The following is a 15,987-nucleotide window of genomic DNA, read 5'->3' on the forward strand; positions in this document are numbered from 1 at the left end:
ATCATGTGAATGTGTGTACCTCGCTCCGAAACCTCACGACTCCTTTTAAAATCTTTTCATAGCTTTTTTGTACTCCTAAAATTTGTTCTACATGATCAATGTACCTTTTTTGATAAATAAACCTTTTGAATACTATATAGTTGTATGCATATTGCAATCAACACACCGAGAATTGCACCTAGTAGTATACAAATGCCCTCTTGATTATAATAACTTCCGACAATTAGACCGAACAGTAATCCAAATAGAATAGTTGAAATGAGGACTTTCATTTTTTCAGACTCCTTATTTGTATACTTTCCTTTTACTTAACGAGCAGCTATTGAGTGAAGCTCGTTTATCTCGTTTCCACTAGCTATGCGTCTTGTCTTTCTTTTGTCGCGTAACATATCGCTCTATTCCAGAAACCACACTCCCTATAATATAGAGAGCACCGTTTCCAATAAGGACTAGAGCTATAATTGCTCCTGCAAGTCCTGCTCCGAACCCATCACTTCCTTCGCGATGAGCCTCCTCTCCTAAATATGAGCCTACCCACATTGCAACCAACGGTCCTAAAAAACAAATGATGATACCTGAAACCCAATAAGGTATTCTGTACTTTTCCCTCAAAGTATAAGGAAAATAGTTAAACACAAAAAGACTTAGAGTCAATACGATCCCGAACACGGCACCTGCATTCATAAGCTCCTCCTAAATGGAATATAATGGTATATTAATATATATGTTACTCGTTAACAATCATGTGAATGGGGGTCGATCCTTGTATGAATAAAACATTGCTCTCACTAATTCTTGGAGTAATTATCGGAAGTGTTTTTTCTTATTTTCTATTAGACTATGAGAACCAAACAATGGAATTTCTAAACTATTATGGTGAAGAATCTAAAATAGTTCATGAATTAGATTTTAATTATTTTTCTAACACTGCAGCCTTCATTATAGTAGCTTCTCTTATCGTATACTTAACGATTTCATGGATTGAAAGAAAAAATAAAAGATGAATATACACATCATTATGTAAGATAGTCTAAAGAATTTACAACACTAAACAAGTTACTCTCCTTTAAAAATCGAGTAACTAAATGTACATGAGCCGCACCAATTATTAATAGGGTACGATCTGATATGGATGTAATCTTAGCTAAATTGTAATAAAGGATTAGATTTCGTTGATATCACCATCTCATCCAATCGATGCCAATATATTCTTCGGATGAACCAATTCTTGCTATTACCATATACATCTCGTGTTCCTTCTCAATAAAGGAAGTTTGGTTTTGTGATCTGATTATTTCATAGATGCTCTCGCTACCTATTGAAAGCTGCTGATTAGAACGATAGGTATCATTTATGTAACGAAAAAACTCAGGTTGATTCTTTTCAGCCCACTCAAAAACCTGACCCAACCCTCTATTTCCTACCGTATCCATCCAGTCCACAGCATGTACTTTTTCATGTTGTAGATCTGAAGCGATACGGAACCGTCAATTGCTAGTTTTAGTTCACCCTCTTTGTATTGAATAAACTCTTCATTCAATTTATTTTCTTCACTCTTTACTACCTCTAATGCAACCTTTGTTGGCTTAAATTTCTTTAATTGTTCCACCACTTTCAATATTTCTTGTTGTCTTGAATCAGCTAACAGATCATCAAACTCCATTCGTTGAAGGTCCGGTGTATACCTCATGTGAAAAGTACCTACTACCATTATTTGTGGTTTTTCTTGTTTGATGTTCATCACAACAGCTCCATACTATTCTTATTTAATCCAGTTCTTTGAGTTAACCACACCTCAGCATTCCTTATGAAATTATCATCTTTCCAAGCCGTTATCGCATCTCGCTCGCCCAGTTTTATAACTTGGTCTTGAAAGAACAGATCCGCTAGATAATAGCCAAGTCTGCTGTGACTAAATTTCTTACCACCATTAATGGAGAACCACTCTGAAAAAATAGATTGGGCAGACAATGCGGTGTAATCTTTTGCAAACGCCAGCAAGAATTCATCTTCGTTTTTTTGAGCAAACTTAAACCACTCATATCCATGATTATCAAAGGAAAAGTAAACAGAGGGATGGAGACTGCCTACGATTTTCCTGGAAAAGTGAGTTGCTGCGCCTTCTTGATTTAACCAAGTCATGGGACTGTTCCAATTCACTCTCTCCCATTTCATTCCTTCTTTATCAGTCAAAATATTATGTGTGGCGTGCCCAAATTCATGAGCAACAATGGTTCTTAAATGCTCTGGTTCTGGTGACAGTTTTTCTAATGCGAACGTAACATTCGGTATAATCTGTCTGTGAGTGTATGCATTTGAGCCATAACCACCAACGATCAGGTTCACTTCAACAGGAAATTGAACACCATAATCTTCTTCATATTTTTGAACAATTTCCTGAATAAGCGGTTTTATTAACTCGTGAACGCGTTGTATAGACGACCATGAGTCCTGATATTTTCTAATTGATAAATCATGTCTCTCCTCTGTATCTTTGCAATGGTAAGAAAAATATTCATGAAAGATAGACGGGTACCTTTTATAATATTCTTTCAAAAACGAGATCGTTGGCTGATAGTTTTGCAGAAAAAATGAAACAGTATCAATAATTTTCATGTTAATCCTCTTTTCCTATCTCTTTTGCTATCTCAATTCAATAAAAATCCAAAAAATCCCTTTAAATCAAAAAACTGCCCGAATGGACAGTTATGAGTAATTATTATTTGATTAATTTCTCCATTCGAATGTCCGCCCACATTCGATCTTGATAATACGTGAATGCCTCGACCCTACCAATTTCTGAGTATCCCAGTTTTTGATAAAGCTTTTGTGCGGTGGTGTTGAATTCAAATACACCAAGCTCGATGCGTTTCAAACCATTTCTTTTCATTTCATTCTCTAAGTACGACAACGCTTGGTAACCAATTCCTTTACCTCTTCCAACCGATTCACCTATCGTAATACCTAACCATGCCGTTCCTTCCGTTCTCTTAAAAAGGTGAGGAGGATCGACCATATAGTTCATCTCACCTACTAATTGATCATCTACAAAGATCAAATAAATCTCGTGAAACTCTAAACGTTGATACAAGTCTTCCATTGTGATGATTCGTTTATTTTCGAGCTCTACTCTATCCTTATTCGGTCGTGTTAACGGAACCAGCTTTGTGTCGTTCTCCCAACGATTTAAAGCTTCTACTACGTTTTCTTCAGGTTTTAACATCTTTCTAAAGTGAATGTTCATTCCATAACAGCCTCCGTATCCTTATCTATGAACCTGCATGAATGTATGTCGAGCGACCATAATCCTGAATTTAAGATAACATCTGAGTGAACAATCTCAAGCCTTTTTCCGAAGATTGGTCCGTCTACAACAAATGTATGATATTCTCCATGTTCACCCATTGGGCAGCTCTTTGTTGCTTTAATATCCTTACAAAAACTTTCATTCAACTCGCGACCTGTCCAAGTCGAGTCCAATATATCTGCTGAAGCTCGACATACAATCGAATGAAAACCTAATGAGATAAATTCTTCTAATAGTTCAGAGGCTTGTTCTTTTAAGATCCATACGGGAAAAAGAGCATCCAGACCTGCTTTATCCGCAACCTGTTCATTCCATTTCCGATCTTCTTCCATATACAAACTGCCGAATGCGATCGCATCTATCCCAAACTGTTTCTTTATAGAAGTTAATGACTTTACCAAAGAAGCTTCATACCCCCCAGCTGAATCCACCATAATTAAAGGAAGATCGATCGCACCTGCTTGTAATTGTAAGATTTCTAATGGAATACCATGGGCATGATTTCGTGCATCCTCTTCAGAAACCATGGATATCAAGCATACAACTTCATGTTTTTCTTGAAGCAATCGATATAGAGCTAAGCAGCTGTCTTTCCCGCCGCTCCAGCTAACAGCTACTTTTTTCATGTACCAAACCATCTCCCTTTTTCTACTAGTCTTCGATATATTCGATGAGATCGCCTGGCTGACATTCTAGTACTTTACACAAGGCATCAAGTGTTGAAAAACGAATCGCTTTACCTTTTTCATTTTTTAGTACAGAAAGATTAGCAGGGGTGATATCAACCAGTTCAGACAATCGATTCAATGACATTTTTCGCTGTGCCATCATAACATCTAATTTTATTCTAATCATTGCAATCCCTACTCCACCTTTAGATTGTGTGTTTATTTTCTTCTACTGCCTCTACGGCAACCTTTAGTGCAGAGGCTAGAATCATTACGAAAATCCCTGTGAAAAACGTATCAACATAAGCTAGTCCTGTATATGTTACAGAAGCGTTCGTTACATGGATTTCCTTAAGTGCTTTTGTCATTAAAAGCTCGTCCATAAAGGTAAAAGCTGACCCAAGTACAAGAATGGTGATACCCATCTTGAATAAAACCTTAACGTTCTCCATCATAAATAAACTCTCTTGGTGTAAATTCTGTAACAATTTTCTCATGAGTCTTAAGAAAATTAATGCAAAAACAAACATAATGATTGAGGTCACCAATGAAAGGACGATGAATTCTTCATCCTTATACAGTAAAGGTTGCTGATCAAAAACTAACGTTAAGTTGCTATACACAGGATCAAATGCACCGAAAGACTTTGCCAATTCCCCTGTTGGACTCATTAAATAAGACAAATGATATACCAAGGTAAAAATACCAATAAGACCAATAACATAAAAAAGAACTGAGCATAATTTCGCTCCATATTTATAAAAAATTTTCCACTTCATCTTTCTGCTCCTCTTCTTTAATTTCATAAATTTAACATACCATAAAAGAAGGATAAAATCTCAATAATCATTATTTTTTTATCGTAAAACAATAAATAATTGTTGAATTTTATAAAATGCGCTGTTATAGTTATGTCGTCGACGCATTTGTTAGGTATTGGTAATTATGTAGATAAAGGGGATTATTAACATGTCATTGGTCAAACAGAGAATTAACATCATCGATGGTATTAGGGGATTTAGTTTATTAGGGATTCTTTTAGCAAACCTACTCATTTTCCAGTTCGGAATCTTTGGAAAGGACGAAATTCATTATTATCAATTATCAACCATTGATACATATGCTTACTACTTCACAAAAGTGGTGATTGAAGGCGCATTCCTTCCCATCTTCATGTTCATCTTTGGGTACTCTCTCATTCTTATGCGTAACAAGTTAAAGGAAAATAACAAACGCGTAAAGTGGCATCTGTTCAGAAGATTTGCTTTACTGATGACTCTTGGGATCTTGCATAGTACGTATTTATGGGAAGGAGATATTCTTTTTGTATATGGGCTTATGGGTGTTCTGCTTTTGGTTATGGTAAATCGCAAACCAAAGACACTATTGATTTGGGCTGTTCTACTATTCTCTCTTCTCTTCATTGGCTCTCTGTTTGAGGCAGAAGAAATCAAAATGATTCGTGCTGATAAGATAGATTTATACATGAAACAAACACAAGAGATCTATGGATCAGGAACGTACTCAGAAATAAGAGCACACAGTCTTGATGACGAAATGCTTGATATGAGTGGTGGTGAAGCCGCCTTCATGTTATTCTTAACACCTTTTGTTCTTAGTCCAATGTTTCTGATTGGTATGTATGCAGCACATCGAAAATGGCTGCAAAACACGTCTTCTAAGATCAAACAGTTCACAATCCTAAGTGGTTTATTTATACCAATCGGTCTCTTACTAAAAGCTACTCCTCTACTCAGCAAGCAATGGGATTATCGTTTAGATATGAGTATGATCGGAGGAAGTATGCTTGCGATCGGTTATATCAGTCTGTTCGTTTACATGTACAACCATCAGAAGTTCAGACGCTTTTTAAGTGGTTTTGAAAGTATGGGAAAACTATCATTAACAAATTATTTAATGCAATCGATGATTTGTACATTTCTTTTTTACGGCTATGGTTTAGGTTGGTTTGGTGATCTTGGTGTAATACTGGCCACTGTAGTAGGTGTTATAATCTTCGGAACTCAAGCACTCCTTAGTTCCATTTATTTGAAATACCTGCCCATCGGTCCGATAGAATACCTTGTACGCTTGGTCGTCTACTTAAAGATACCTAAATTCAAAAAACATACTTCTTTAGAGTATAATCATAAAAAAGCGATATAAATAAAGATAGCTGTCCACACAGGGACAGCTATCTTTTGTTTCATGATTATTTCTCATCTAGTCGATCCGCTATTCTTTTTAGAGATCGGTTCATTTGATAGAGCATGACCAACACAAAGATTCCTACTCCTATTGGTACTAAAAATGTAAATAACCCCATTAATGCTAACCCTGACGACCCATATTCCATACACTCACCACCTCATGCCAGTTAATAATCAACGAGAACTTTCTTTAAAATCTCTTCTTCCCATTTCTGTTCATACGTAATTTCGACGATTTCACATAACTTTTTATGTAACTTTTGGAATTCAGGTAAGATATTCTTAAAAACTCTTAACATGTCTTCTTCGTTTGAAGTGTAGCGCCAATTAGTAAGGTGCATTCGCTGCCAGTCAGCTAACGGACTGCTCTTTCTTTCAACCTTCGACCAATCACCAAATGTATTCGGTTGCAGACCTGCGTTCATATACCATCCAGACACCATAGAATAGATCATGTTCTCTAAGCATTGTTTTGCGTATGAAAGTTCACTTCGCATGATTCGCCTATAGAACTCATGAACGTATGCAAAGAATTTAGTACGCCAGATCTCTACTTCTTCTATTGTTGGTGAGTAGGATAGCTGAAGTGATTGTTGCCTTATGGAGTTTACATGACCTTCAGGATCGTAAACTATTTTTAAATGCTGCATCCATATAGAAGGGTGAAGATCATTTTTCTTGTAATAGAAAGAATCTACTTTGATAAACGAGTCATAATGAGCGATAGAATAGTTTGTCCAAGGAAAATCTTCATAGAAAAGAACTTTCCCCCAATTGGCCGCTCTTTTCTTTTTATTCTCTCGAAACTTCTCAAAAACAGCGTCTTGCACGACAACACGAAGATCAATATCTGAATAGAGATCTGTGTTTCCTTTTCCGATCGACCCACCATAAAAAACTGCTAAAACATTGTTATCTGCCACTAGATCTTGTTCTATAGTTCTCATTAATTTTTTCCGTAGTAACGGCAGTTCTTCATCCCTCTTTTTATAAAAATTTCTTAAAGCTTCAAATCCCACTCATCGAAAACCAGCTCCCTATTATCATCTTCTTTTCATATTCCTCTTAAAGGAGGATTGTACCTTCTAATTGGATAAAAAAGGTTTTTCAAATAAATATTAGAAAAGGTTATGGGTTAGGAAAAAATCCAACCTTTATTAAAATGAATCGTCTATAGTTAAATGACTTTTTCTATGAGGGATGCAGATGAAACCAAATCCATTACAGAATCAAACATATGATCACCGTGAAGAACAATTAAAACGCATTATAAAACAGTATGGAGAAAGCATCTTACGACTTTGTTATTCCTATGTTAAAGATCAAGCAAAGTCTGAGGACATTCTTCAAGATACGATGTTAACGGTTTACTTACAGATGGATAATCTACGTGAGAAACAAGCGATTAAAAGCTGGATCTATCGAATTGCAATAAACAAGTGCAAAGATTATTTAAAGAGCTGGCATTACAAGCAATCGAGGCTTTCTCAGATGCTATCTTTCACAGCCTCTAATGAAAAATCGATAGAGTTAAAGTTAATTATCCAAGATGAAACAGAGCAACTTATTCAAGAGATTCTGAAACTAAAGCCTAAGTATAGAGAAGTTATTCTCTTATTTTATTACGAGGAGTTATCGCTGCAAGAAATTGAACAAGTTCTGAAACTAAAGTCTACAACGGTCAAGTCAAGACTCTATCAAGCCCGACAACTTCTTAAAAGTAGATTAGAGAAAACGGGGGGATCTACATTTGGAAGATAAACTACAACAACTAAAAAAACATATGGATCAACGATTATATAGACATATTAAACTCACATCGCAAATGGAAAGAGGGATTTTACTAAGTATTAAAGAGAAAAAAACCGTTATTAAACCTTCGTTCTATTTTGTGAAAGACCTTATGATTACGGCGCTAGTCTTACTTATCGTGACAACTAGTATTCCACTTCTCGTTTCAAAAACAGGAAATAATTCGTCAACAAGTTATATGTCTATACCGTTTTTAACAAAAGCTGAAAATTTGGCTAAACAAAAAGGATTGACCGATGAAATTTATCGCCTTCAACAAAGTGAAGATTCCTTCTCCATGGAAGTGATGATTTCAGACAAGCGTGAATTAAGTGATTATAAAAAGGATGTAGAAGAATTGTTAACAACATACTCAAGACTCTATCAAAAGCTTTACCCACATCGAAAAAACGTGTGGGACATGAAAGATGTGACTGTATACCTTTCGATTTATAGAGAACACCCAGCTGCTTATGATAACGGTAATGCAAATAACTATATACTTATCGGACACAAACCTGCAGGATCAATAGGTATTGAATGGAGCATGCCAAGATGAATAAAGTAATGAGCGGGGTCAAACATTCATTATTTACGTGTATTCACCTAGTCCTATCATTAGTAGGAATTATTACGTTAGGTGCTACACCGGCCCTTTTTAATGGACTTTCGTTGAATATCACACAATATTTTCAAGCAATCGGAAACCTAGTTGCAAGTTTACTAGAACCTTCTTCTTTAACGTATTCCTATTATAAAGTTGTACGTCCGTTATTCCCTGAAATTTTAATCAGATACAAAGAATCTATCACTATATTCGCTAGCTCATTTATCATTTCATTAATACTAGCGATAGTTATCGTTTATTGTCTTACCTGCCTTGATCCTAGAATTGTTAACAAAGTTAAGCAGAGCTTTGGATACCTTGAATCTTTACCAGATATTTTAATCATTATGATCTTACAGTTGTTTATCGTTTGGTTGTTTAAAAAGACCGGAATACTCGTTGTGGAAGTTGCAGCAGCTGGTGATCAAAAGATAAGAGCGCTTCCGATTATCTGTTTAAGTATTCCTACAACCATTATGTTTACGAAAATTTTACTTTTTCGTACAGAAGAAGAGTATGAAAAGCCTTATGTATCACTTGCAAGTGGTAAAGGTTTAAGTCATTTCACTGTATTTTTCAAACATGTGTTAAGAAATGTCTTACTTCGCTTCTTCTTTTTTACAAAAACCAACATTTGGCTTATGTTATCCAACCTTTATATTATTGAATATTTTTTTAACTCTATTGGGATATTCATTTTTGTAAAAGACTATAACAGTATCGAAACTTTTACAGTAGCATTATTACTCATCTACATACCTATTTTTATTTATTTCCAGCTGTTCAGACTATTCACTTCACATCTGTTAAAAGAGGTTGTCTAATATGTGGTATTATTTCATACGCCAAAAAAAAGCTGTAACTGCTCTTCTGTTTCTAGTAACTCTTGTCGTATTAAGTATTGGAAATTCAGTTATCTATGATGGCGAGATCAGAAGAGTATCCTTACTTTTTGATGAAAATGGCACAGTGAGTGCTGCACCGTTTGCACCGTCAGCTAAATTCTTATTAGGAACGGACCGTAAAGGATATGATTTGCTTCATCTCATCATTGAAGGCGCAAAGTGGACTATAGGGGCTGGACTACTTATCACTTTCATGCGTATTCTTATTGGCTTATTACTAGGGATAACCCTTGCTAAATTTAAAAAACCACTCTTCCAAAGCTTTGAATCTTTTTTTGATAGTTTCTCAGTTATTCCAATGACCATGATTTCCTATTTCGTCTTGCAACACGCCCTAACGTTTAGTAACGGTACTACACCAGAACCCTTTTATCTAAGGGTTGGCTTTCAGATGATGATCTTAATCATATTCGCCGTTCCAACGATTACTTTTTATTTAGGAAATGAAATAAAATTATTACTCCATGAAGAATTTGTGCGTTCTGCAAAAATATTAGGTGGCCGTTATCCTCATCTTCTAAGAAAACATATTGCCCCCCACCTCAATCCCATACTTATCATCTTGTTTCTGCAGCAATTCATTCAAGTTCTTGTCATCTTAATACACTTAGGAGTACTACAAGTATTTTTTGGGGGAACTATTGTCTTTCATGGGGGAGATATTGATTCTGTTACTCATGAATGGACGGGTTTACTAGGGATGTATTATCCATCGTTTATGTCGCATCCTTGGATTCCACTTGTCCCCATTCTTTTTTTCACATTAACCATAATCGCATGTACATTTATACTTTCAGGACTAGAGAGGGCTTACCTTTTTTCTAAACAAAAAAGCTTTAGAGATCAAACAACGCCTATTGAAGTAATACCTGCTGCTCCATCTTTTTCATTTGTTAAATAGTATAAAATGAAAAAAACTCATTTCCCTTTAGATGGGTAATGAGCTTTTATTTTGTACAGAAATTTTCTTCTTAATTTCTGTTTAGATTCGTGCGTTTTTGTGCCTGCCACACGTGGATCATACTAGGAATCCCAACGCTCATGCTCACGATGAAACTCCACATCACGAAACGCCATTCACCAGTATAAATAGCGATGATTATAAAAAACAACAACTGTCCTACAAGAGCAAATAAAGCAGCAATCCAAGCTAGTGTAAGGTTCTCCTTCATTTCATCTCTCCTAAGGGAAAATGATCTAAATCTATGAAGTCATGCAATAGTGCCTACACTAACATTAACATAATTATCCAATTTGTAGTTAAGTAATTAATCTTCTTTTACTTGTAATCCTAACAATGTAGAAAACACGATTGCTTGCTCTCGTGATACGGTACATCCTTTTAAACTTGTGAGGTCTACGTGAATAGTATTGAATTTACATGTACTAATATCGATCCCGTTTAAGGATGTTTCTGTAAAGTCAATTTCCTCAATATTACACGATTCAAATTTTACTGCATTTAGCTTTGTTTCATAAAAGTTTGCCTGCTTGAGCGATGATTGATCGAACAAAACGGGCTTAAGATCTGTTTCTACAAACTCACTCATGTCTAACATACAATTTTCAAACGTCACATTTCTAAGATTCGCTTTTTCAAAATCAACACCCATCAGCTTACAATCTTTAAAATGAACGCGGTACAGAATACCCTCTTTAAAATTTGTATTAGAGAGGTCACAGTTTTCAAATACAACATCTGTCATGTCTATTTTATAAAAACTCGAATGAATCAGTGTTACATTATTGAATTTCACTTTAGACAAAATCAGCTTGTCGATTTCTTCATTCTCTAAAAATGCTCCCGTGATCGAGCAATCGTGAAGATATAGATCTTCCTCTAAATACAGATCCCGAAAACGTGCTTCTTCTAAATCCCCTTGAATTTTAGGCAAATCTATTTTAAATTTCTTTGTCATTTTCTTCACTCCATTTACGTGATTATGTTAAATCAAGCTTACAGAAGTAAAAATGCAAATAGTAGTCTTTTCTTTTCTTCTGAAATCTGTGCAAAAAAAAAACCGCTGAACAAAATCGTCAGCGGTTCTTATGTTTATTAGTAAGCTCCCTGAGAATAGGTAAGCTCATAACTATGTGTATAGATTTCAAAGATATTGCCGAATGGATCTTCTACATATACCATTTTATAAGGTTTTTCGTTCGGATAATACTCACGAATCGGCATGCGCTGCTTGCCGCCATACGCTTTAATTTTCTCAACGATCCCTTCGATGTCAGGGTCTTGGATACAAAAGTGGAACAAACCTGTCTTCCAGTACTCAAAATTGTTTTCCGGCTTTTCGTTATGAGGAAACTCGAACAGTTCAACTCCGATCTTGTCACCTGTAGCTAGATGAGCAATTCGGAAAGTTTCCCAGTCATCACCGAATACATCACGGCACATTTGTCCGATCGGTGTATCATCATTCTCTACATCGGAAGGCTCCATGATAACGTACCACCCGAATACCTCTGTATAAAATTTTATGGCTTCTTCTAAATTTGGCACGGATAAACCAATATGAGAGAATGTTCTTGGATAGATTGGCATAATCGTATTCCTCCTTTTATTTTTGATTACAGGAATCATTATACCCAGACATACTTCGCGTATGTAAGAACGCACTTTTAAGTGACATACTATCCTTAAGGTAAGAAAGGACTGTTATGCTCATGAAGATATCAACACATGACGATGGTAAATTAAAATGCTCGATCGAATATACATTGCAAAAAATAGGCGGTAAATGGAAAACAGTTATTCTATGGCACTTAGCTGTGGATGGTACATTGCGTTACAACGAATTAAGAAGTCTGTTGCCGGGTGTGACACATAAAGTACTATCGCAGCAATTAAAGGAATTAGAAGAAGAAGGCTTTGTTGATCGTAAATCATACAATACGGTTCCACCAAAAGTAGAGTATACATTGACTGCATTTGGCGCAACTCTACTGCCCATCTTAAAACAGATGCATGAATGGGGAACAGAGCACGGAGATTTGGCATAAAAAAAGGAGGCTCAGTGCTCTTGACCATAAGCCGCCTCCTTTAGCTTCTTTAAATTTGTGATAAGCTTTTTCGAATAGTTTGTTTTAGTGAAACACATAGCGGATCATCACTAACCCCTATGAAGAGGCTTTTTAACAAGGATACACAGTTAGCCATAACAAACCAATACTTTTCAGATGATAATTCTTCTTTTTGAGATTTTAAAAGGGCGGGAATATCTTCTATAAATTGTTTTAATTCTTCTAATCCTACCTCTTTTTTGAGCATTGCAAGAACAGCTGTAACAACGCGATCATCTTCTCCATGCAAAAAACCAGTCGGTGTTGTACAATATTTTTTCAAAAGAATTTCAACGATAGAAAAGTATTCATCTTCATCAATTTTTTCACTCTTAATCAGTTCTTCGCACGTGTCTGCCACATGAGCAATACTGTGTGCCCAACCTTTTACTGGTACATAACCTCTAACATCTCGTTCCAACTCGATATACTTTTTGATATTATTTTTCACTTCAGTAAGTTTTTCTTTCGGAAGAAAGTCCACTTCGATATCTTTATGGATGATCACAGCAATTAATATCGTTGTGAAAGCACGTGTGAAAACAGAATCTGTCCCACTTTCGCCTATTCCTTTAAATAAAAGGTGCTTCACACTATAATCCAGGAGTTTTTTTATAGTCTGTGAGTTGAGCTGATCGTGAATAATTGACATATAAAACGATCGGTAAACCATCTCTCTCAGATCACTATTTGGTGACCCAATGTGAAGGATCATAGCATCCAAAACAACTTCCTGATCTACATCTTCCCATGTCTTTTCTTTGTTATTTATAGAAGTTAAGAGTGCTAACAATTCGGTTCCTTCTACGATTGTGTTGCTTTGGAACAATGTCGCCATTATCTTTATCCCCCATTTTCTGATCTATCTTTTTCATTATACAAAAAGAAGGAATAATTAAGGTTATATTTTGGAAAAATTTGTTTAACTCGTTACAATTCTGTGGAAAGGTTATTAGTTGTTATTGGAATTTTGGATACAATGATACAATAAAGAAAATGAATTGAAAGAGTGAATGCAATTGAAAAAATATATAATGTTTGCGATATCTATAATGTTTTTAGCAGGATGTAGCTTTAATAAACAAGAGACTACAAACAATATCTTTTTAATTCCAGAAGGTTTTGAGGGCTCCATCTTTACGTTCTATAACATGCCTGACGAACCCGCATTAAAAAAAGAAGATGATTATACGGTTATTCCTGTTAAAGAAAAGACGTTGGATGTCTTAAAAGATACAGAGATCAGTCAGTATGGCGTTTCATTCACGTCAACCAAAGATATGATTTATGGAGTTGTGAATGATAAATATTATTACGTGGATAAAAACGGAAAACGAAAAGAAATTAACGACCAATGTATCAGTCTTGGATCGAACGGTGGTTTTACAGGAAGAAACGGTGAAGACATTAAGTATTCTGTTATTCAAGTAACTTCTTCTAGTTGTGGTCCTTCTTTTAAAGAAAACGGACGCAATGACTTTAATGCACAAGTGAACCATGTAGGAAAATATTACTTTCAAAAGCTAGCTATAAAGAAATAAAGTGCGGTGCTGGGGAGATTTCATAACCTCCAGCACCTTTTTTATTTTGTCTTATACATGTTTATAACAGTTTGTAATCATTTGAAAATTGATTTAATGATACCGTTTCCATCAGACCTATCATCGTTCTTAAAAAATTTTTGTGTTGACAAGCCCAAGATACAGCCTTTATAGTAATCCATATTATTCTGAATAATCATTTTGATAAAAGCAACGAACGGGAGTAGTAAAAGTCTTTTTGTAGTCTAGAGAGCTGCGGGTTGGTGGAACGCAGTCTACGAAAACTTTGAACTCGCCCTGGAGCAGCAAGACAAAAAGAACGCGTTCTCTATGTTTTGACGACTAACCTTCGTTAACAGGTTCTACAAGCAGGATTCTATGACGAATCAACAAGAGTGGTACCGCGGTCAGCCAAAGGCTTATCGTCTCTTTTCTCACAACCGAGATCAGAGATGGTAAGCCTTTTTTTGTTATTTGTTTTATAGATTCTAACATCACTTTAGGAGAGGTTATGAAGATGAAAAAAAGCACAGAGCATTTACAACGAACGATGACTTCTCGTCACATCATGATGATGGCTCTTGGTGGTAGTATCGGAGCTGGACTTTTTAAAGGAAGCAGTGCCGCTATTGATACAGCAGGCCCTTCCGTTGTTCTAGCCTATTTGATCGGCGGAATCATCTTATTATTTGTAATGCAAGGGTTAGCAGAGATGGCTGTTCAAAACAGTGGTGCCAGAACGTTTCGGGATCTTGTTCAATCTGCTTTAGGCATGTTTCCCGCTTATTTTCTAGATTGGATCTATTGGAAGATGTGGGTTTTAAACATTGCGGCCGAAGCTGTAGTGGCAGCGATTTTTCTTCAATATTGGTTCCCTGATACTCCGATTTGGATGCTAGCCTTGTTAGTTTCAATCGCAGTCACGATCGTAAATCTATTATCCGTTAAAATATTTGCTGAGACGGAATACTGGTTAGCCCTTATTAAGATCAGTGTAATCGTCATTTTTATTCTTTCCGGACTTTTGCTTTTATTCGTATCGTTTGGTGACCATATTGCACCGAACTTCACGAACTTAACGGATCAAGGAGGTTTCTTCCCAAACGGTTCAGCCGGTCTTATGACAGCTATGTTAGTCGTGATCTATTCGTATGGTGGAACAGAGATTATCGGTGTAACCTTAGCTGAAACGAAGAATCCAGAAAAAGTAGTACCAAAAGCTGTTCGCAGTACATTAACTCGAATCATAGCCTTTTACTTGTTTCCGTTCTTTATCATTGTTGGTTTAATTCCTTGGGACCAAGTAAACGGTGTGAATGAAAGTCCTTTTGTTATGGTGTTTCAGATGATCGGAATTCCTGGTGCTGATCATGTGATGAATGGTGTGATTCTGCTTGCGATCATCTCATCGATGAACTCAGGGTTATACGGTTCATCACGTGTGTTATATACGCAAGCCGTTGACGGTCGAGTTCCTGGGATTTTCGCACGACTTTCATCTAAGAAAGTTCCATTTATCGCTATATTGATGTGTACAGCTTCTCTGTATGCGGGTGTACTCATCTCTATTTTTGCAGGAGACAAAACCTTTAACTATCTTATGGGCTCACTCGGCTATACGGTATTATTCATTTGGTTGATCATTTCCTTCGCTCATTTGAAATCAAGAAAAAACAATGAACAGTTATCGGGTTATTATGTAAAATGGTTTCCTTATACAACTTGGATTGCGATTCTATCTTTATTTGCAATACTAATCGGAATCGTGCTCACAACTTCTGTTATTATCACTGGCGTAACATTAGGAATTTATTTGCTGATAAGCGCAACTTATATGTTTAAAAGAAAATCACTCAATACAAATCAAGAAAAGGTTGCAAGTTAACAAA

Annotated in this window: 22 protein-coding genes, 1 pseudogene and 1 other annotated feature; of the genes and pseudogenes, 9 read left to right on the forward strand and 14 right to left on the reverse strand. The window is 35.9% G+C overall.

All coding sequences use genetic code 11. The features are described 5' to 3' along the window. Positions 1-351 precede the first annotated feature (351 nt). Positions 352-684, reverse strand: a complete 333-nt coding sequence (locus FS458_RS14570) for a hypothetical protein (protein WP_144701720.1) — start codon at positions 682-684, stop codon at positions 352-354. Between the two features lie 83 nt (positions 685-767). Here FS458_RS14570 and FS458_RS14575 point away from each other — a divergent pair, with 83 nt between their 5' ends. Then, the gene (locus tag FS458_RS14575) at positions 768-1,004 is read left to right on the forward strand and encodes a hypothetical protein (protein ID WP_144701723.1); all 237 of its coding nucleotides are present in this window, start codon (positions 768-770) and stop codon (positions 1,002-1,004) included. 12 nt (positions 1,005-1,016) lie between these two features. Here FS458_RS14575 and FS458_RS21095 read toward each other — a convergent pair. From FS458_RS21095 to FS458_RS14605, 7 genes and pseudogenes are all read right to left on the reverse strand, one after another. Further along, positions 1,017-1,433 (reverse strand): annotated as a pseudogene (locus FS458_RS21095) (DUF5694 domain-containing protein). Further along, on the reverse strand, positions 1,421-1,741 hold the full coding sequence (locus FS458_RS21100; RefSeq protein WP_260858661.1) for a hypothetical protein: 321 nt from the start codon (positions 1,739-1,741) through the stop codon (positions 1,421-1,423). The pseudogene FS458_RS21095 and the gene FS458_RS21100 overlap by 13 nt, the downstream one beginning before the upstream one ends. Next, positions 1,741-2,616: a hypothetical protein gene (locus FS458_RS14585; RefSeq protein WP_144701726.1), complete on the reverse strand. Its 876-nt coding sequence runs from the start codon at positions 2,614-2,616 to the stop codon at positions 1,741-1,743. Before FS458_RS14585 ends, FS458_RS21100 begins: the two co-directional genes overlap by 1 nt. Before the next feature lie 103 nt (positions 2,617-2,719). Continuing rightward, positions 2,720-3,244 carry a GNAT family N-acetyltransferase gene (locus tag FS458_RS14590; RefSeq protein WP_144701729.1) on the reverse strand — a complete coding sequence of 175 codons (525 nt, stop codon included), beginning with the start codon at positions 3,242-3,244 and terminating at the stop codon, positions 2,720-2,722. Beyond that, entirely contained in the window at positions 3,241-3,933 is a 693-nt protein-coding gene (locus FS458_RS14595; protein WP_186320568.1) for a diphthine--ammonia ligase, read from the reverse strand. The genes FS458_RS14590 and FS458_RS14595 overlap by 4 nt, the downstream gene beginning before the upstream one ends. A gap of 25 nt (positions 3,934-3,958) precedes the next feature. Then, entirely contained in the window at positions 3,959-4,162 is a 204-nt protein-coding gene (locus FS458_RS14600; protein ID WP_066392329.1) for a helix-turn-helix domain-containing protein, read from the reverse strand. Between the two features lie 19 nt (positions 4,163-4,181). Beyond that, the gene (locus tag FS458_RS14605) at positions 4,182-4,754 is read right to left on the reverse strand and encodes a DUF2975 domain-containing protein (RefSeq protein ID WP_066392328.1); all 573 of its coding nucleotides are present in this window, start codon (positions 4,752-4,754) and stop codon (positions 4,182-4,184) included. Between the two features lie 190 nt (positions 4,755-4,944). Between FS458_RS14605 and FS458_RS14610 the strand changes: the two genes are divergently transcribed. Further along, positions 4,945-6,141: a DUF418 domain-containing protein gene (locus FS458_RS14610; RefSeq protein WP_144701741.1), complete on the forward strand. Its 1,197-nt coding sequence runs from the start codon at positions 4,945-4,947 to the stop codon at positions 6,139-6,141. Between the two features lie 46 nt (positions 6,142-6,187). Here the strand turns inward: FS458_RS14610 and FS458_RS20790 are convergent, their stop codons facing one another. Next, entirely contained in the window at positions 6,188-6,331 is a 144-nt protein-coding gene (locus tag FS458_RS20790) for a hypothetical protein (RefSeq protein ID WP_156499128.1), read from the reverse strand. Positions 6,332-6,352: 21 nt separating this feature from the next. Further along, the gene (locus FS458_RS14615; RefSeq protein ID WP_186320569.1) at positions 6,353-7,132 is read right to left on the reverse strand and encodes an aminoglycoside 6-adenylyltransferase; all 780 of its coding nucleotides are present in this window, start codon (positions 7,130-7,132) and stop codon (positions 6,353-6,355) included. 259 nt (positions 7,133-7,391) lie between these two features. Here FS458_RS14615 and FS458_RS14620 point away from each other — a divergent pair, with 259 nt between their 5' ends. Genes FS458_RS14620 through FS458_RS14635 form a run of 4 tightly spaced genes read left to right on the forward strand, consistent with a single transcriptional unit; the run spans position 7,392 to position 10,389 of the window. Next, positions 7,392-7,946, forward strand: a complete 555-nt coding sequence (locus FS458_RS14620) for a sigma-70 family RNA polymerase sigma factor (RefSeq protein ID WP_186320570.1) — start codon at positions 7,392-7,394, stop codon at positions 7,944-7,946. Continuing rightward, entirely contained in the window at positions 7,936-8,535 is a 600-nt protein-coding gene (locus FS458_RS14625; protein WP_144701747.1) for a hypothetical protein, read from the forward strand. Before FS458_RS14620 ends, FS458_RS14625 begins: the two co-directional genes overlap by 11 nt. After that, the gene (locus tag FS458_RS14630; protein ID WP_144701750.1) at positions 8,532-9,407 is read left to right on the forward strand and encodes an ABC transporter permease subunit; all 876 of its coding nucleotides are present in this window, start codon (positions 8,532-8,534) and stop codon (positions 9,405-9,407) included. The genes FS458_RS14625 and FS458_RS14630 overlap by 4 nt, the downstream gene beginning before the upstream one ends. Position 9,408: 1 nt before the next feature. Continuing rightward, on the forward strand, positions 9,409-10,389 hold the full coding sequence (locus FS458_RS14635; RefSeq protein ID WP_144701753.1) for an ABC transporter permease subunit: 981 nt from the start codon (positions 9,409-9,411) through the stop codon (positions 10,387-10,389). Between the two features lie 70 nt (positions 10,390-10,459). Here FS458_RS14635 and FS458_RS14640 read toward each other — a convergent pair whose 3' ends face one another. The 3 genes from FS458_RS14640 to FS458_RS14650 all read right to left on the reverse strand — a co-directional run bounded on the left by FS458_RS14640 (position 10,460) and on the right by FS458_RS14650 (position 12,039). Continuing rightward, positions 10,460-10,660 (reverse strand): hypothetical protein, encoded by a 201-nt coding sequence (locus tag FS458_RS14640; RefSeq protein ID WP_144701756.1) that lies wholly within the window; start codon positions 10,658-10,660, stop codon positions 10,460-10,462. Positions 10,661-10,756: 96 nt separating this feature from the next. Then, positions 10,757-11,407, reverse strand: coding sequence for a pentapeptide repeat-containing protein (locus FS458_RS14645; RefSeq protein WP_144701759.1), 651 nt, complete (start codon positions 11,405-11,407; stop codon positions 10,757-10,759). 137 nt (positions 11,408-11,544) lie between these two features. Continuing rightward, positions 11,545-12,039, reverse strand: a complete 495-nt coding sequence (locus FS458_RS14650) for a lactoylglutathione lyase family protein (RefSeq protein ID WP_144701762.1) — start codon at positions 12,037-12,039, stop codon at positions 11,545-11,547. A gap of 122 nt (positions 12,040-12,161) precedes the next feature. Between FS458_RS14650 and FS458_RS14655 the strand changes: the two genes are divergently transcribed. Beyond that, on the forward strand, positions 12,162-12,497 hold the full coding sequence (locus FS458_RS14655; protein WP_144701765.1) for a winged helix-turn-helix transcriptional regulator: 336 nt from the start codon (positions 12,162-12,164) through the stop codon (positions 12,495-12,497). Between the two features lie 49 nt (positions 12,498-12,546). Here the strand turns inward: FS458_RS14655 and FS458_RS14660 are convergent, their stop codons facing one another. After that, positions 12,547-13,395: a DUF2785 domain-containing protein gene (locus FS458_RS14660; protein ID WP_144701768.1), complete on the reverse strand. Its 849-nt coding sequence runs from the start codon at positions 13,393-13,395 to the stop codon at positions 12,547-12,549. Positions 13,396-13,576: 181 nt separating this feature from the next. Between FS458_RS14660 and FS458_RS14665 the strand changes: the two genes are divergently transcribed. Next, positions 13,577-14,098, forward strand: a complete 522-nt coding sequence (locus tag FS458_RS14665) for a DUF6843 domain-containing protein (RefSeq protein ID WP_144701772.1) — start codon at positions 13,577-13,579, stop codon at positions 14,096-14,098. A gap of 204 nt (positions 14,099-14,302) precedes the next feature. After that, positions 14,303-14,531, forward strand: a binding site (T-box leader). Between the two features lie 84 nt (positions 14,532-14,615). Next, positions 14,616-15,983, forward strand: coding sequence for an amino acid permease (locus FS458_RS14670; protein WP_144701775.1), 1,368 nt, complete (start codon positions 14,616-14,618; stop codon positions 15,981-15,983). Positions 15,984-15,987: the final 4 nt, after the last annotated feature.

Origin of the sequence: Fictibacillus phosphorivorans, from assembly GCF_007673525.1 — a bacterium.
Classification (GTDB): Bacteria; Bacillota; Bacilli; order Bacillales; family Fictibacillaceae; genus Fictibacillus; species Fictibacillus phosphorivorans_C.

Bases quoted from the DNA above. Each gene is read 5' to 3' on its own strand.
- FS458_RS14600 (WP_066392329.1), bottom strand. From the start codon at position 4,162: ATGATTAGAATAAAATTAGATGTTATGATGGCACAGCGAAAAATGTCA.
- FS458_RS14650 (WP_144701762.1), bottom strand. From the start codon at position 12,039: ATGCCAATCTATCCAAGAACATTCTCTCATATTGGTTTATCCGTGCCA.
- FS458_RS14585 (WP_144701726.1), bottom strand. From the start codon at position 2,616: ATGAAAATTATTGATACTGTTTCATTTTTTCTGCAAAACTATCAGCCA.
- FS458_RS14670 (WP_144701775.1), top strand. From the start codon at position 14,616: ATGAAAAAAAGCACAGAGCATTTACAACGAACGATGACTTCTCGTCAC.
- FS458_RS14605 (WP_066392328.1), bottom strand. From the start codon at position 4,754: ATGAAGTGGAAAATTTTTTATAAATATGGAGCGAAATTATGCTCAGTT.
- FS458_RS14590 (WP_144701729.1), bottom strand. From the start codon at position 3,244: ATGAACATTCACTTTAGAAAGATGTTAAAACCTGAAGAAAACGTAGTA.
- FS458_RS14645 (WP_144701759.1), bottom strand. From the start codon at position 11,407: ATGACAAAGAAATTTAAAATAGATTTGCCTAAAATTCAAGGGGATTTA.
- FS458_RS14630 (WP_144701750.1), top strand. From the start codon at position 8,532: ATGAATAAAGTAATGAGCGGGGTCAAACATTCATTATTTACGTGTATT.
- FS458_RS14635 (WP_144701753.1), top strand. From the start codon at position 9,409: ATGTGGTATTATTTCATACGCCAAAAAAAAGCTGTAACTGCTCTTCTG.
- FS458_RS14610 (WP_144701741.1), top strand. From the start codon at position 4,945: ATGTCATTGGTCAAACAGAGAATTAACATCATCGATGGTATTAGGGGA.
- FS458_RS14640 (WP_144701756.1), bottom strand. From the start codon at position 10,660: ATGAAGGAGAACCTTACACTAGCTTGGATTGCTGCTTTATTTGCTCTT.
- FS458_RS21100 (WP_260858661.1), bottom strand. From the start codon at position 1,741: ATGAACATCAAACAAGAAAAACCACAAATAATGGTAGTAGGTACTTTT.
- FS458_RS14655 (WP_144701765.1), top strand. From the start codon at position 12,162: ATGAAGATATCAACACATGACGATGGTAAATTAAAATGCTCGATCGAA.
- FS458_RS14570 (WP_144701720.1), bottom strand. From the start codon at position 684: ATGAATGCAGGTGCCGTGTTCGGGATCGTATTGACTCTAAGTCTTTTT.
- FS458_RS14615 (WP_186320569.1), bottom strand. From the start codon at position 7,132: ATGAGAACTATAGAACAAGATCTAGTGGCAGATAACAATGTTTTAGCA.
- FS458_RS14595 (WP_186320568.1), bottom strand. From the start codon at position 3,933: ATGAAAAAAGTAGCTGTTAGCTGGAGCGGCGGGAAAGACAGCTGCTTA.
- FS458_RS14575 (WP_144701723.1), top strand. From the start codon at position 768: ATGAATAAAACATTGCTCTCACTAATTCTTGGAGTAATTATCGGAAGT.
- FS458_RS20790 (WP_156499128.1), bottom strand. From the start codon at position 6,331: ATGGAATATGGGTCGTCAGGGTTAGCATTAATGGGGTTATTTACATTT.
- FS458_RS14620 (WP_186320570.1), top strand. From the start codon at position 7,392: ATGAAACCAAATCCATTACAGAATCAAACATATGATCACCGTGAAGAA.
- FS458_RS14660 (WP_144701768.1), bottom strand. From the start codon at position 13,395: ATGGCGACATTGTTCCAAAGCAACACAATCGTAGAAGGAACCGAATTG.